The following is an 18,073-nucleotide window of genomic DNA, read 5'->3' on the forward strand; positions in this document are numbered from 1 at the left end:
ATTAAATTCTAATTGTTTTTTTGCGAGTACTTTTTAGAATTTTTTCAAAATCAAATTCATTTTGTGTTACGAGAATTTCTTCTTTAATAGAAGCTAAAGCATTACGTCTTTCTTTTTTTTCATTGGAAGTTTCATTTAATGATTTCAAGACACTTTCTTCAAATAATTGATAATATTCATCATCTTCTAGATTTGGAGATATATATTTTGAGACTCCTAGTGTTTCTAAACGCATCGCAATTTCATCGCGGTCATAACAATTGCTTCCTAATACAATTGAAAAAACTTGATAATTAACTTGATAATTATATGTACCTGACCCACATTTATGTATTGCCAAATCAACATTAGAATAAACAAGATTGTTAGGTAAAAAATCGGAAACAAAGAGACGTTGTTCTTCACTTTCATTTTTACATTTATATTTCGTACTATTTGTCAAGATTGCTATATCTGGTTGATCAAACAATATTTCAAAACATTTTTCTATTCTGTTCAAAATTATATCTGGTTGAAATAAACCTAAATCAACATACACCAATTTTTTATCGCTATTTTGTTCTATAAACTTTTTGGCAGATTGTAACATTTCTTGAGAAAAATGTGAGCCTATCATATCTTCATCACTTAAAAGCAAAGGTCCTGAATATACGTATGAAGAGTCTGTACTTAATTCTTCTGGAAGCGTTTCAATAGATTTAATTGAAGGAATAATATTTATTTTCCCACGAAACAAATCACTAATTGATTTTGGTTTTTCTATAACTGAATCATCAAATTCTATTTCTCCTAAAGATGTGAAATAATCAATTACATCCGAACTATGTCTAAAAGCTGGATTGTACGATTCAAACGGAAGAATTCCTTTTCGTACGACAGATACTCTAGGAATGTTAAACAATCTAGATGAAAAATATGAAAAGTAATTAAGATCGTCTACTATCACATCTGGATCAAAAGTTGAAATTGCACTTATTTCTGGCATTAATTTATCTTCACCTTTACGATCTATACCTAAATGCTGAAAGCCATTTTTTTCAATATCGTAATGGAATCCTTTAGGTACGAGAAATGCACTATTGAAACGATTCACATCTAATGTTTTTGCTAGAGAAAGCAATGGTATCAAATGAGCTGGCATTGGATTAGGTATAAATAATATATTCATGATAGTAAAATAATAGGTTAATTTTATGCTTAAAATAATTCATCTAAAGTGTCATCAATAGCGTCTGAAATGTTGACTTCTTCTAGTTCTTCTTGCTTGTTGAATGTATTTGCGACTAAATCTTTGATTGTTGTGTGTTCAAATAGTGTCGTAATATGTATTTCTATTTGAAATTCAGTACGTATCATGTGTTGCATTTTCATTAACTCTAAGGAATTAATTCCTAAGTCAAAAAAGTTGGCAATCGTACTTATTTTATCAACTGGAATTCCTACGAGTTGATGAATAATGTTCGTCATACGTGTTTCATCATCATTTACTGGCGCTACATAGTCTACATGCGACAACAAAGCTCCACTAGCAGGATTTGGAAGTTGCTTTTTATCTATTTTACCATTGGTTGTTAATGGCATTTCTTTCAACTGCACAAAGTAAATAGGAATCATATATTCAGGAAGTTTTTGTCCTAATGCTTCCTTTATTTCTTCTATATTTTCTTCTTGTTTAGCTGTGAAGTAAGCGATTAATTTTAATTGATCTTCTGTTGTTTTTTGAGCAATTACAATAGTTGATTGAATGGTTTCAATGGCTTGAATATTTTCTTCTATTTCACCTAATTCAATTCGGAAACCGTTTATTTTCACTTGATTATCAACTCTTCCCAAGTACTGAATTTCTCCGTTTTCTTTTTGTACAGCTAAATCTCCCGTTTTATATAAATATTCGTCTTGTTTGAACGGATTTTTTATAAATTTTTCAGCTGTTAATTCAGTTCTATTGATATACCCTTTTGCTAAAGCAGTTCCTGAAATACAAATTTCTCCAGAGATTCCTTTTGGCATTAATTTTTCATTTTCATCAAGAATATAAATTTCAGTATTTGCGATTGGCTTTCCAATGGTTATATTGTTTGCGTTTGTAATTTCTTTTACAATACATCCCACGGTTGCTTCTGTTGGCCCGTATTCATTATAGATTCGAATGTTTGGATTTAGTTTTTGTAAAGTTTCTACATGTGTGCTTTGCAATGCATCTCCTCCAACAATTGCCATTTCAATATTGGTGTTAATTGCTTCTGGCGATAATGCACTCATTAAACTTATATGTGCTGGTGTAAGTTTGATGCACGATGTTTCTGAAGACATATACTTTATTAATATTTGACCGATATCATCCGTATCATTATACACATTCAACTTTCCTCCACTTAGTATTGGCAAGAATATACTTGTAATTGTTAAGTCGAAAGAAAGTGATGTGAATAATCCGAAATTATAATTTGTTAAGTCTTTCGTTAAATAAGTTTCTTTACTCCAAGCTAGATAGTTTGCTAATGAACTATGCGCTACTTGAACTCCTTTTGGTAATCCGGTTGAACCAGATGTATATATGATATATGCTAAATCGTTTATTTTAGGTGTTGATGTTGGCACTATTTCTGCAAAAGTTGAAGCTTCAAATTCCACATCAATCGCTGTCATGTTTCCATCATAAAAATCGAGTTCGAACATGTAGTTTGTTTCCGTTACTAAGAGTTTCATGTTCGTATCATTAACCATGAAAGCTTTTCGTTCATCTGGCAATGAAGCCTCTATTGGCACAAATACGGCTCCTGCTTTTAGTATTCCCAAGATTGCTACTAATGTCCAATCGCTATGATTTAAATAGATTCCTATGACATCTCCTTTACTTATTTGATGTTCTTTTTCTAAATACACTGCATATGCCGAACTCTTTTCTTGAAGTTCTTTATAGGTGATTTCTTTTTCATTGAATTGTACAGCTAAACTATCTGGAGTCAACATAGCTTGTTGTTCAAATAAATCTATTATGGTTTCTTCATTTTTGGTATGAAGTTTTACTCCAGATAGGCTTTTTAAGATTTTTTCTTTTTCATCTATTTCTAAATATGAAACTTCTGATATTTTTTTATCAGGTGAACTTGCAAAAGCAGTTACAATATTTTTAAAATGCTGTAATGTGCTTTTTATAAAGCTCTCATGGAAGCGATATGTATTATAGTTTATATCTAATCGTATTCCAATATCAGATGGAATAACTTCTATATTATACTGGAAGTTGTTACGCTCTAAGATTTGTGTATCTTCTACTATAGAGTTTTCAAATACATTTTGATCATTTTCAGTCACTAATTCCTGCACTAAGTAATCCTTAAATACTAAAATATGATCTATTAAATCTGTTCCTATTTCACTTTGAGATTTTACTTGTGAGAAATTTAAATATTGATGTTGAGATGTTTCAAGTGCTTGTTCGTGTATTTTGGTTAACAACTCTTTAATTGTTTCATTTTTATCATACTTTAAACGTACAGGAATTGTATTGATAAATAATCCTATCATTTCTTCCACTTTTGAAACTTCAGCTGGGCGTCCTGATACTACTAATCCAAAGACACTATCATTTGTGTGATTGTAATTTGATAATAAATATCCCCAAGCTGTTTGAATGAAGGCATTGAGTGTGATTCCTAATTCTTTACAAAGTGCTGATACTTTATCAAATACATCTCCACTTATTTGAACTATTTCTTTCTTTTCTTCATAATCATCCAAGTTAAACCCTTGCTTTGTATAAGGTAATTGTACCGTTTCAGTATATCCTGATAAATACTTTTTCCAATATGCTAAGGATTTTTCATTGTCTAGCGTATCTAACCATTCAATATAGTTTGCATATTTTACTGGTTCGGTTAATTGAGATGGTCTACCATTAGTAATGTCATTTAATATTTGATAGAAATCATTAATTAAAATACTTACACACCATCCATCCATTAATACGTGATGATGACTCCAAATGAATTCATATCCATCTTTTCCGAAGTCTAATACATGCAATCGCATTTGTGAAGGTTGTTCTAAATTGAATCCTTTGCTACGATCTTCTTTTTTTACTTTATCTAAATAATTTGCTCTTTCTTCAGAAGAGAAGTTTTTAGTTGTTAAATCTTCATGATAAAACTGAATTGGCGCTTTTTTCCAAACTATTTGTAATGAATCTTCCGAATGATTACTTGTAAAACTAGTACGTAAGATAGCATGTCTTTCGATAAGTTTCTCATAGGCCAATTGTACATTTTCCATATTAAAAGAGACGCCATTTAACTTGTAATAAGTTTGCTCAAAATAAATTTCTGAAGATATATTTGAGAGCCATACAAAGTAAATTCCTTGTTGTAAAGGTGATAATTTATAGATGTCTTCTACGTTGTTATCAGCATTCAGTTCATTTAATTCTTCTACTGTTAAGCCTTTATATGTTAAATCGGAAGGTGTTATATATGACGTTTCTTCCATAATTAACGCTTCAACAATGTTTGTAAGCTGCTTTTTGTATTCTTGTAATAGTTGTTGAATTTTTTCTTCTGAGTATTGCCCGTTATCAAAACCAATAGACATTGTCAGTTCATCTGAAATAATCATTCCTGAGACTTCTAAAGGAATATCACTTCCATTTGCTGGATGCATGCTATTCCCAGCCGACTCAGAAGCATATTCAAAAATGGTTTCGTTATTATTTGTTGTAATATTACCTCCAAAATCTCCTAAGTAATTAAATAAGATCGACGGTTTTATTTCTGGTAAAGATACTTGCGAAAGATGTTTAAGGATTCCATATCCAATACCTTTGTTTGGTATACTTCTTAGAGATTCTTTGACATGTACTATTTGTTGTTGCACATTTCCTAAGATAACTTCTAACACAAAAGGATATATAGATGTAAACCAACCTGTTGTTCTACTGATATCGATATTATCTATGATTTCTTCTCGTCCATGACCTTCCATTTTAATTACATACTTCTGTAATCCAAATACATCGTCAAGTGCTAATCCTAGTCCTGTGAGTAAGATGTCATTTATTTCTGTATGGTACACCTTGTGGACTTTACTAGTAATGGCTTCAGTAATTGTTTTTTCAAGAGAGATTGATAAGACTCTTTTTTTGCTAGTTTTTTCCGCATCATTTTCTAATTCAGCATGAAACTCTGGAATTTCTTTGCTACAAATATTTTTCCAATATGTTGCTTCTTTTTTCATTTTAGAACTATTTGCATAGGCATTTAATTCAGCAGCCCAAAATTGGAATGAATCCGTTTTCATTGGTAATGTATGTGTTTCGCCACTTTTAAAACCTACATATAGTAATGCAATGTCTTCTAATAAGTTTCTCCAAGAAACACCATCTACCACTAAATGATGAATTACTAGTAATAATCTATCTCCATCTGCTAACCTAAAAATTGCTGCTTTACACAAAGGTCCATTAGCAAGGTTAATTCCTGATTGTATGGTCTGTCCTAATTTTTCCATTTCCTCTAGCGGATTTGAAAATTTTGTTAGATCGTGAAATTGAACTTCGTAGTTATCATCAGAAACATCATTATTATATTGCGTCCAAGTATTATCTTGTTTAGTGTAACGCATACGCAATGCATCATGATGTGTGGTAATAGCTGCTAACGATTTTTCTAGAACTTCTACATCAATAGGTACTTTACTTTTTAGTAAAACTGACTGATTGTAATGATTTGGCACTTTTGCTTCTTGCAAGAAACTATGCTGAATTGGTGTAAATTGAACATTACCTGTTACTGCAGATTGATCTATAGTTCTTACTTCTTCTTTCAGTAGTTCGGCAAGATTTTTTATAATTGGATTACGCAACACTTCTTCCACTTTTAGCGTATACCCATGTTGTTTTAGTTTCGAAATTATCTGAATTGACTTAATAGAATCTCCTCCTAAATTATAGAAATTTTCTTCCGTACTAACTGCTTCTTTTTTTAGCACTTCTTCCATAACTGCAACTAATATTTTTTCTTGCTTTGTAGTAGCAGCTACGTACTCAATTCCGGAACTTATTTCTTCTCCTTTGTAATCTTCTAAATATTGTTTGTCGATTTTACCATTTTGGGTTAATGGAATTTTATCTAATTGTATAAATCGCGTAGGAATCATATACATTGGCAATGATTTTTGTAATTCCTCACGCAATGTATTTCCTTTTAATTTTTCTTTGGCAACTATAAAAGCGACTAATTCTTTTTCTTCTTCTTCAGTGGTAGACACCAGTACAACAGCATCTTCTATATACAGACTTTGTTGTAGTTGTTGTTCTATTTCACCAATTTCTATACGATATCCCCTTATTTTTACTTGATCATCTCCTCTACCAGTATATTCTATTTCTCCTTCAGGAGTCCATCTACCTAAATCACCTGTTTTATAAAGATATTTTTCAGGATAAAATGGATTTTTTATAAATTTTTCTGCAGTTAGTTCTTCTCTATTTAAATAACCTTTTGCCAAACAATCACCCCCAATATATAATTCTCCAATAATTCCTATTGGACTTAAATTTAGTTGTTCATCTAAAATATATATTTGTGTATTGGCTATTGGTTTTCCTATATTTATTTCGGCAGCACTCTCGATATCTTTGGTAATACTTCCTACAGTAGCTTCTGTTGGTCCATATTCATTATATATTTTTATGTTTGGATTTAATGATTGTAATATTTTAACATGATTGCTTTGCAAAGCATCACCACCAACAATAGCCATTTCTATATTTACTTCTTTAGCTTCTAATTGTAAGGAGTTGATTACGTTAATGTGGGCAGGTGTTAGTTTGATACATGAAATTCCAGAGGTAAGATATTTTCCTAATGTATGATTTATGCTTTCATTGTTGTCGAAAATAACAAGTTCGCTTCCACTGACAAGTGGCACAAATAAGCTTGTAACTGTAAGATCAAAAGCTAAGGATGTATAAAGACCAAAGTTATAATTATTAAACGTTTCCGATCTATAGTATGTTTTTGCCCAACTAATGTAGTTAAACAATGAAGCATGCGTGATTTGAACTCCTTTTGGCAAACCTGTCGATCCTGATGTATAAATAACATAGGCAGTGTAATTTACATTTATTTTTGGCAGTGTTACTTCTTCCTCAGAAAGTTCTGTAAATTCTTGTTCTACATCAATAGCAAATAATTCTCCATCAAAATAGTCCATATCAAACAAGTAACTTGTCTCGGTGATAATTACCTTGACTTTGCTATCTTGTATCATGTGAGATTTTCTATCATCGGGAATTGTTGTGTCAATTGGCAAATATGTGGCTCCAGCTTTTAAAATTCCAAGTATACTTATTAGTGTCCATTTACTGTATGACAAATGAATCCCTACAATATCATTTGTAACAATTTCGTATCTTTCTAATATATGACTTGCAAATTGATTGCTTAGCGTATGAAGCTCTTTGTACGTCACTATTTCATCTATTCCTCTTATAGCAACTGCATCAGGAGTTTTTTCAGCTTGCTTCTCAAAAAGATCTAATATGGTTGTTTTTTCAGCATATGTGATATTTGTTGTATTGAAGTCTATAAGTAATTGATTCTTTTCAATTTCAGACAATACTTCTATTTCTGCTATTTTAGTCTCTGCATTTTCAGAAATTTTTGTAATTAAACTTACTAAATGTCCTGTAAATTGTTTCATTAAATAAGCATCATACACATCTGAATTGTATGTTACATTTAGTATGATTGTGTCTCCAATTTCTCTGGCTTTAAAAAGGATATCATGCTTTGCTGTTGTTTCTCCTAAGTCAGTAATTTCAATTGTATTTCTCGTATGTTGAGCAGCATCAACTTTTACAATATCTGCATTATCTATGGCTAAAGAAATATCAAAGATTGGGTTTCTACTAACATCACGTTTTAAATCTAGTTTTTGCACTAACTCATCAAAAGGATATGCTTGGTGTTTGTAAGCATTTAACGTATTTTGCTTTACTTGATTGAAGAATTCTGAAAAACTTTCTGCTGGATTCACTTCATTTCTAATGGCAAGCATGTTTAGGTAGAATCCTATTTGATTTTCTAGATCTTTGTGATCTCTTCCCGCAATTGGACAACCAATGATGATATCTTTTTCACCAGAATATTTATAAATAAGTATTTTGATAACTGTAATTAGCCCCATAAACAGACTTCCTCCGTTTTTCTTTAATACAGTTCTAAATTTTTCAGCTACTTCTGGTGTTAGGTATGTTTCTAATTGATGTCCTTCATATGTTTTGTATAAAGGTCTTGCTTTATTGGAAGGCAATTGAAGCTTTGGCAATTCGCCTGTAAACATATCAATCCAATATGCTTCATGCTTATTATAGGCACCTGAATCTAATTGTTGTTTTTGCCAATATGTATAATCTTTGTATTGAATAGGTAGTAAAGGTATTTCTGTGTCTTTTCCTTCTTTTATTAGATTATAACATGTGAGAATATCATTGGTAATTACATTTGATGACCAACCATCACTGATAATATGGTGCATATTGTAAAAGAACACATATTCGTTTTGAGAAAGTTGAATAAACGTTATTCTAAATAAAGGACCTTGATCTAAATTGAATGGAATAATTTTATCTGCATCAAAGTATTCTTGTAATTTTTCCTGCTTATTTTCTTCTTTTTGATAATCAAAATATTTGATATCTAATTGAATTTCATCTATTGGTAAAATCCATTGTCTTATTTCTTCATCCTCATCATTTCGAAATACTGTTCGTAAAATCTCATGTCTTTCTACAGTAGCCATGATTGCTTTTTTTAGAACATCAATATCATATGAATCGTCTAAGTATAATTGAGCAGGCATATTATAGGCACTTGATGTTGGATCCATGTTTTGGATTAACCATAAGCGATATTGCCCAGACGATAAAGGATATGATTCCATTTCTGGAGCCTTTTCAATACTTTTAAAATTAGATGTTTTGACTTTCGACTTTAAATACGCTATAATTTCTGCTTTTTGCTCTCTAATTTCTCCTTTAAGCTCAGGCGTTAAATTTCCATTATGTTGTACTTTGATATTGTCGTTATCTAATACTAAGTAAATATCTAGATCCGATAATTTTTTTATAAAATTTTGCATGATTTATATGATGTCTTCGTATTTAGTGTTGAGTGCAATTTCTGCTTCTTTTTGTGCTTCTTGTAAAGATTCTATTTCTTTTGCCAGCGCTTGGATGTTTGGATTCTCAAAGAAGTCTTTTAACCCAAGTTCTATATTGTAGTTTTTATGAATACTGTTAGAAAGTGACATTGCTTTTAGAGAATCTCCTCCAAGTTCAAAAAAGTCATCGTAGATTCCGATACCTTTCATTCCAAAGAAATCAACAAAAAGTCTTGTCAATTCTTTTTCTATATTAGTTTTTGCTTCTTCGAATACTGTAGATAGATTGGTTCTATTGATTTCTAATTCTTGAATCGTTTCGTCTACTCCTACTGTTTTTTCTTCAAAATTATTCTCTAAACTTTGATCTAAACGATATGTCAAATCTCCTGTAGAAACAATTACTTGTGTTAATATTTTTTGCCCTAAAACATATTCTAATACTTCTACAGCTTCTTCTTGATTTAAGCCATATTCATAGGTTTCATTGTTAAAATTTAATCCGTCATAGTTGATTGTTACACTATTTTTGAGCAGCTTTGCATTAGAAATTTCATCCATGTAAGCATTTGCAGCAGCATATGCCATAGTTTCTTTTCCTCCAACGATTGCTGCTAATGACGAAGTAAATACACAGAAATCTAGCTCGTATGTTTTAAATATATTTACTAAAGCATTAGTTCCTTTTATTTTTGAAGCAAAGTGTTTTTCACTAAGTGTTTTTGTTGTAAAGTTGACAGCTTTCATTGCATCTCTTTCTATCAATCCGGCTGCATGAATAATTCCGTTTATAGTTCCTAATGTTGCTTCTGCTTCCTTTATTACAGCACTTAATTGTGCTTCGTCACTAATATCTACTTGAATGTATTTTACAGTTCCTAATGCTTGTAATTGTTCAAGTTTTTCTTGTTTAGCTTGGTTCTCAGAAAGTATTGATCGCCCAACTAATAATAAGGAAGCATTATAATTTTTTAATAAATATTCTGCATATATGATTCCTAATGCGCCTAATCCTCCTGTAATGAGATATACACCTTCTGATTGAATATTGATCTGTTCTTTTGTTGGTTTTTCTAATGTAATCGGAGTATATTTTTGAATCCAACGTTTGTTGAATCTATATCCTATGAACATTTCTTCCGGAAGTATTTTTAACTCATTTATAATAGCTTGACTTACTTCTTCTTTGGCTTCCGATAATACAATATCAATACATTGGGTGGTGATGTTCGTATTTTCTTGTGGTGTGATTAATACAATTTTCTTTAAGATTGCTTTTTCAGCTTCTACAGTTTCGTGTCCTATTATCTGACAAGTATTATTTGTTATGATTGTTAAACGGACTTGTGAAGCTACATTTCTAGCAATTGCTTTTACTAGATAAAGTGTGTTGTAAAAATCAGTATGATCACCAGATTCACTAGTGGTATGATCATCTTTGTTTATTTGCCAAAGTGAAACGATTGTTGATGGTGTTTTTTGTTGTGTTTCTAGCGTCTCAAACAATAGTTTATATTCTTCTTCTTTGTTTGGATTAATGGTGAATTGCTTATCATTTAATTGCTTGAATTCAGTTCCTTTAATAACCTGAATCACATTTTCATTTTCAGCAAAAGCTCGCATCATACAATCTCCATATCCGTAAGTGTCCATGAATACTAACTTTAATTCTGAAGTTGTATTCGTTTCTGTAAATACTACATTTTCAGATTGCCATGTTGGTTGATAAAACCATTTGGATGTATCAATTTGTTTTCCTGTGTTAGAAACAGTCATGCGTTCTGCAATCATTTGTTCTAAACTCTCACCAATAGGATATTTTATTTTTGCAAATGGATACGTTGGTAATGAAATCTTTTTTGGTTGCTGTTCTCCATGAACTTGTTTCCAGTTAATTTCAACACCTTTTGTCCACATTTTACCAATACCCGACAAGAAAAACACTGCATCATCTTTTACTTCTTTAGGATGTCTCATTAAATTCACTACATGAATTCCAGTACGCTTTTCTGGTTGGTTTTGACGTACAAAGTTGCTCAACGTTTTACTTGGACCAACTTCAACACATACAAGATCATTATCTATCTTGAAAATTGTTTTTAAACCGTCTGCATAACGGACTGTTTTTCGGATGTGATTGAACCAGTAGTTGTCATCCTGAACCATTTCTGCTGTAATTTCTTTTCCCGTAACATTAGATATGTATGGAATTTGTGGCGCATTTCTCTGAATGTCTTTTACAACCTTTGTAAACTCTTCTGCAATTGGTAACATCATTTGCGAGTGAAATGCATGTGATGTATGTAAGTCTTTATAGTTTACTTCAAAATCGTCTAATTGTGTTTTAAATTGCTCGATATCTTCAAAATCTCCAGATAACACACAACCATCTTGTGTATTAATAGCTGCAATATCAATTGCTGTGTTTAGGAATGGTTCAACTTCTTCTGCACTTAGGTTGATACTTATCATTGTTCCTTTTGGTAAATTCTGAATCATTTCTCCTCTAAGTACAACTAGTTTTAAAGCATCTTCTAACGAAAGTACTCCACTAATACATGCTGCAACATATTCTCCAATACTATGACCAATCATTGCATCTGGTTGAATACCGAAATGTTGTAATTGTTTAGCCAACGCATATTCAATAATAAATAGTAATGGTTGCGTATTTTTTGTTTGGTTAATTACGCTTGCATCTTTACTTTTTGTGAATACTAGTTCTTTTAAATTTTTGTGATGTTGTTTTTGAACGATTTCAAAACACATATCCATTACCTCAGCAAAAATTCCTCCTGCTTTGTATAGATCTCTTCCCATATTGAGGTACTGCGTTCCTTGACCCGGAAACATAAAAATAACCTTCTTTTTTCCCTCTTTTACAGCTCCATATGTAACTTGCTGCGCATTTTGCAATTTTTCTTTAAGATCATTGATGGAGTTTACAACAAACGAAGCTCTTTGCGAAAATGATTTTCTTCCTGTTTGTAATGTAAATGCTATGTTTGCCACAGACATTTCTTCATTTTCTTCAACAAATTGTAGAAGATTCTCTTTTTGTAATTTTAATGCTTCTTGTGTTTTTGCTGATATTACGAATACTTGATTTGTATCTGTTTGAATTTCACTTTCTTCCGTAACAAATTCTTCAACAACAATGTGTGCATTGGTTCCTCCAATTCCAAACGAACTAATTCCTGCACGAAGTACAGTATCTTCTTCTTTCTCCCAATCTTTGTATTCTGTGTTTACATAGAATGGTGATGTTTCGTAGTCTAGATTTGTGTTGGGTTTACTAAAGTGTAAAGACGGAACTAATTTTTTGTGTTGTAAACATAGTATTGTTTTGATGAATCCACCAACACCTGCCGCAGTATCCATGTGTCCAAGATTACTTTTTACGGTTCCTAGTGCGCAGTATTTTGTAGCTGCTTGATCAAATACTTTGGTTAGTGCTTCAAACTCAATCGTATCTCCCAAACGTGTTGCTGTTCCGTGTGCTTCAATGTAACTGATACTTTTAGGATGTACTCCTGCCAATTGTTGTGCTTTTTTTATGACCTCAATTTGTCCATCTAAGCTTGGTGCTGTGTATCCTACTTTTCTATTTCCGTCATTGTTGATTGCACTTCCTTTTATAACCGCAACGATGTTATCTCCATCTCTTTTAGCGTCTTCTAATTTTTTAAGTACTACAATTCCAGCTCCTTCTGATTCTACTGTTCCGTTAGAATTGTTATCAAATGCTTTGTTGTGAGCATCTTTAGAATTAATCATTCCTTCTTGGTAGTAATATCCTCTATCAAAGTTCTTTTTTAGAGAAATTCCTCCTGCTAATGCGATGTTGTTTTCGCCAGATAGTAAACTGTCAACAGCTCTATGTATTGCTACCAATGATGTAGAACATGCTGTATTTAGCGTATATACACCACCTTTAAAATTGAGTTTGTATGCTATTAATGAATTTGCAAAGTCTTTATTTTGTAATTGAGCTGCTGTGAATGCGTTTACTTTTTGCGGATCATTCGTCAACATGCTATAAATTTCCCAGTTTAAATTGGCGCGTGAACCTGCAAATAACCCAATAGAACCTTTGTATACATGCGGATCGTATCCTGCGTCTTCTAATGCTTCCCAAACAATTTCATGGAATATTCTGGTTTGTGGATCCATTACTTTTGCTTCATCTGGCAAATACCCGAAGAAAGAAGAATCGAAGTTTTCTTTACCATCCATAAAGAAACCAGCTTTTACATAGTTTTCATCTTCTAATACATTTTTAGAAACTCCTGCTTTTTCTAGTTCTTCATCTGTAAAATATTTTAGTGATTCAACGCCGCCTTTTAGATTGTTCCAGAATTCTTTAACATTGTTTGCTCCTGGCGTTTTGATTGCCATTCCAATAACTGCAATATCCGCATTTTCTTCTCTTCCTAATCTTGAAATTTTACTTACATCTGCGACTTCATTAACAATTTGCTTTTCTGCTTCAAATTCATTTTTTAGTAATTCTACTTGCAATGCTACTGTAGCATTTTGAAATAATGCTGCTATTTGAATGTCTGTTGGAAATACCTTTTTTATTTCTTGGTGCATTTCCATGATGAGTAATGAGTTTCCTCCCATTTGAAAAAACCCTGTATTCACATCAATGGTTTGTGGCTCTTGATGTAATAATTTCCCCCAAATTTCTAATAGTTTTCTTTCTATATTATTATTATCTGTAAATACATTATTTACTACTGTTGTACGTTCTTGTGTCTTTAGCAATAGCTTTTTATCAATTTTTCCGTTAGTTGTTAACGGCATTTCTTCAATTAAGTTGATCACAGAAGGCACCATATATTCTGGTAATGCTTCTTTCAATTTTTTTTCAATGGTAGCTACTTCGCTAATTGTTGATGAAGTGATAAAAGCAATGAGTTGTTTTTGGTCTTCACCAAAAGTTTTTACTACGATCGTTGCCTGATCTACATTTTCTATTTGTAATAGTTGTGCTTCTATTTCTTCTAATTCAACTCTATACCCTCTAATTTTTATTTGATCGTCTTTACGTCCTAAAAATTCTAAGTTCCCATCTGGTAGCCAACGAGCTAAATCACCCGTTTTGTATAGTTTTTCACCTTTTATAAAAGGATGATCTACAAATTTTTCATCGCTTAATGCTTCTCGGTTTAAGTAACCTCTTGCTATCTGAATTCCACTTGTACAAAGTTCTCCAACAATACCAATAGGTACTAATTGTAAATCTTCATTCAAAACGTACACTTGTACATTGTTTAATGGTTTTCCAATCGTTGCTGTATTTTGTGACTGTACGGGATGTAAAGACATGGATGTACAAACACTATTTTCAGTAGGTCCGTATCCATTAATGATTTTTACTCCAGCATCTTGTAGTTTTTGTGTTTGTGGAATGTTTAGTGCTTCGCCAGCAGATACAATGACACGTAATGATTGTAAGCTATTATTTAGAACTACTTGATACGATGGTGGTAATACAGCTACCGTTATCTTTTTGTCTTTTATTATGCTACTGATCTTATCTTTAGATTTGATGGCACTTTCACTTACCATAACCAATTGTCCACCAGAAATCAACGTAGCATATAATTCAGAACCAAAAGCATCAAATGAGATAGAAGCAAATTGTAGTGTTTTATCTTCCTCAGATAATTCCATTTTTTCAATTTGATTCAATGCTAGATTCAAGATTCCTTTATGCTCACATAGTACTCCTTTTGGTTTCCCTGTAGTTCCAGAAGTATAAATCACATAGATTAATTCATTAGAAGCTACTTTTATTGTTGGTGCTTCTGCATTTACTTGTGTTATTTTGTCAATCTCTTGATCAATTGCTATGATGTGTATTGTATCTTTTTGGGTGGCAAATTTTTCTAGTAAATGAGATTGCGTTACTAGATACTTTGCTTTAGTATCTTCTAAAATGAAATTAATACGTTGTTGAGGATAACTTGGATCAATAGGTACATATGCACCACCAGCTTTTAGAATTCCTAAGATTGCAATTATCGTTTGTAATGAACGCTCTGTTGAAATTGGAATTAAGGTTTCTTTTGTAATTCCTAATTCGATTAAATAATTGGCGAACTGATTTGAAATAATGTCTAATTCCTTGTATGATAGTGTTTCGTTTTCAAAGTCTAAAACAATGGCATTAGGAGTAGATTTTACTTGTTTTTGAAATAAATCTAATACTGTTTTTTCGCTATCATATGCTACTTTCGTATCATTAAACGTATGAAGTATTTTCTTTTTTTCTTTTTCTGATAAATATTCTATTTCAAAGATTTTTGCACTTGGAGTTTCTAAACAGGTATGTAATAGATTTTTAAAATGACACATGAAGTTTTCAATCGTTTCTTTTTCATATACATCAGAGTTATATAAAATTTCGAATTGTAAATAATCTCCAAGTTCTTCAAATACAATTTCTAAGTCAATTTTAGTATCTATTTCGCCAGCATATTGAATGGTTTCGTTTATTCCATTTTTTGGCGCTTCTTTTTTATCTCCGTCATTTTGCAGTACCAACCGAATATCAAATAAAGCATTTCTACTTGTATCTCTTTTTAGTTTTAAGTCATTAACCAAACGATGAAAAGGATATTTCTGATTAGAGAAAGCCTCTTGTGTATTTTTGTTTACGATTTTGAAAAACGTTTCAAAAGAGTCATCTGTATTTATTTGATTACGCAACGCAATAGCGTTCATATAAAAACCAATTTGGTTTTCTAATTGCTTATGATATCTTCCTGAAAAGTTAGTTCCAACAATAAGATCAGATTGTTTTGTGTATTTATGAATCGTTACATTAAGTATTGATAGTAAGCCCGTAAATAAAGTTGCTTTGTGAGATTGAGAATAGCTTCTTAGTTTATTAGCCAAATCAGCATTGATTGTGGTAAATAATTTTCCTCCATTGTTGGTTCTTACAAGTGGGCGTTTTTTTCTTGTTGATAAATCGATTGTTGCTAATTCTCCTGAAAATTTATCCATCCAGTACGTTTTGCTCTCTTCAAAAGTGCTTTCTTCGGTTTGACTTAATTGCCAACTAGCATAATCTTTGTATTGAATTTCTAGTGTAGGAAGTGCTGGAGGTGTATTGTTCATAAAAGCATTATAATACTGTATTGCATCTTTCTTTAATACTTCCATAGACCAGCCATCACCTATAATATGATGCATATTGAAATAGAATACATATGTATCATTTTGAATTTGAAGTAATGCAAATCGTAATAATGGTCCTTCTGATAAGTTAAATGGTTTTTGTATATCAGTTTGTATATATTCTCTAGCTGATTTTCCTGGATTTTCTTCTTTACTAAAATCTTTATGAATAATTGTAAAGTCGAGCGCCTCTCTTTCTAAAATCCATTGACGAATTTCACCTTTTTCATCCTCCTTGAAGATTGTACGTAAGATTTCATGGCGATCAATTACTGCGTAGATAGCTTTTTTAAAATTATCTATGTTGTAATCTCCTTGCAATAAAATTTGCGACGGCATATTGTACAGTGTAGATTTTTGCTCTATCTGAGTTAAAACCCACAAACGTTTTTGTGCGTCTGAAAGTGAATAACTTTCTTGTTCATCTATCACAGGAATTGATTGAAAGTCTACACCTGAATTAAAAGCTGGTTGACTTTGCAAGTATTCTTTTATTTCTTGTTTTCTACTTTTTATTTCTTCGATAAGCGCTTTATCAAGGTTTTGGTGTTTTGTAAGAACTTTAAGTTCATTGTCCTTTATTTTAAAGAACACTCCTTGTTTTGCTAGCGTATTTAACCATGAAATCATAACTAGGATCGTTTTTAATATTTCAAAAAAGCATCTGAAGCTATTTTCAAAATAGGGTATTGTTTATAGTCTCGCGTAAGCATGAGACAGCTGATGACAGTAGTATATAAACTGTTATCTAAGATGTGTATTACGCAAGTAAATTTTAGTAACTACAGTGAGTTATGGATAAGAAGTTTTGTATATTGAATTTTTATCCTTTAGCTTGTTCTCTCATCAAGATTAACTGATAGAAAGGTAATTTTACTCCTGCTTTTTTATTGGTTTTTTCAATCCAATCTGGAGTAATTTTCATAGATTTTAATGCAAGTAATGACGAAAAACTTAAATCATAACCAAGTTTTTTAACACCTTGAATATATTCGTTGTTAAGATTACTTGAGCTAGCTCCAAGAATATCGCCTGCGTTTAATGATGTGTAACCATTATCTGCCAACATTTTAATATAGCTTCTATCAATATTTAGGTCAGCCATTACTACCAAAGCACTAGTGCTTGAGTCCATAATACCATATTCTTTGATAAGGCTTATGCGTTCTTGTAAGGTTGCGGCGTCCATTTGTTTTGAAGATAGTATCATTAAACTTTCAACAGTAATATTTATTTTTCCTTTTTCTAATACTTTTACCTCATCAAATCCCATATCGCCAAGAGCCATAACTAGTAATAATCCGCTAGGAACTTTTTCATCTTTGATGATACCATCAAGGTATTTTCTGAATTCTGCATTTTCATCAAACTTATGTAGCTTATCTTTAATTAATGTAACTGATCCTGCATCACGTTTAAGTGTATAAAGTGTTTCACTTTTATTTTTATCAATTTTAAAATCTGATAATTTAACTTGATATGTACTTTGCAACTTCGTCGTTTTGTTTTCTATATATGAAAGTTGTATTTGTAGTTGGTCTTGCTTTTCAACTGTTGTTACATTCCATTTATTGATATCGTTCAAATAATCCTGAATATTCCTATTTTCCTGTGAATAAGCCATTTTGGTAAATAATAAGGTGATTAATAATGATTTAAAACTATTTTTAACATTTAACAATGATTTAAAAAATTTCATGGTATTAAGTATTAGGTT

Annotated in this window: 4 protein-coding genes; all 4 read right to left on the reverse strand. The window is 31.4% G+C overall.

What is annotated here, in order from left to right; all coding sequences use genetic code 11:
* Window position 1 precedes the first annotated feature (1 nt).
* Window positions 2-1,168 carry a hypothetical protein gene (locus tag ACOQOS_RS10765; protein WP_420574972.1) on the reverse strand — a complete coding sequence of 389 codons (1,167 nt, stop codon included), beginning with the start codon at window positions 1,166-1,168 and terminating at the stop codon, window positions 2-4.
* A 29-nt stretch (window positions 1,169-1,197) separates the two neighbouring features.
* Window positions 1,198-9,141 (reverse strand): amino acid adenylation domain-containing protein, encoded by a 7,944-nt coding sequence (locus ACOQOS_RS10770; protein ID WP_420574973.1) that lies wholly within the window; start codon window positions 9,139-9,141, stop codon window positions 1,198-1,200.
* 3 nt (window positions 9,142-9,144) lie between these two features.
* Window positions 9,145-16,986: an amino acid adenylation domain-containing protein gene (locus ACOQOS_RS10775; RefSeq protein WP_420574974.1), complete on the reverse strand. Its 7,842-nt coding sequence runs from the start codon at window positions 16,984-16,986 to the stop codon at window positions 9,145-9,147.
* Window positions 16,987-17,179: 193 nt separating this feature from the next.
* The gene (locus ACOQOS_RS10780) at window positions 17,180-17,980 is read right to left on the reverse strand and encodes a hypothetical protein (protein ID WP_420574975.1); all 801 of its coding nucleotides are present in this window, start codon (window positions 17,978-17,980) and stop codon (window positions 17,180-17,182) included.
* Window positions 17,981-18,073 lie beyond the last annotated feature (93 nt).

Source organism: Kordia sp. (assembly GCF_965224175.1).
In the GTDB taxonomy this organism is placed as follows: Bacteria; Bacteroidota; Bacteroidia; order Flavobacteriales; family Flavobacteriaceae; genus Kordia.

Bases quoted from the DNA above. Each gene is read 5' to 3' on its own strand.
- ACOQOS_RS10765 (WP_420574972.1), bottom strand. From the start codon at position 1,168: ATGAATATATTATTTATACCTAATCCAATGCCAGCTCATTTGATACCA.
- ACOQOS_RS10770 (WP_420574973.1), bottom strand. From the start codon at position 9,141: ATGCAAAATTTTATAAAAAAATTATCGGATCTAGATATTTACTTAGTA.
- ACOQOS_RS10775 (WP_420574974.1), bottom strand. From the start codon at position 16,986: ATGATTTCATGGTTAAATACGCTAGCAAAACAAGGAGTGTTCTTTAAA.
- ACOQOS_RS10780 (WP_420574975.1), bottom strand. From the start codon at position 17,980: ATGGCTTATTCACAGGAAAATAGGAATATTCAGGATTATTTGAACGAT.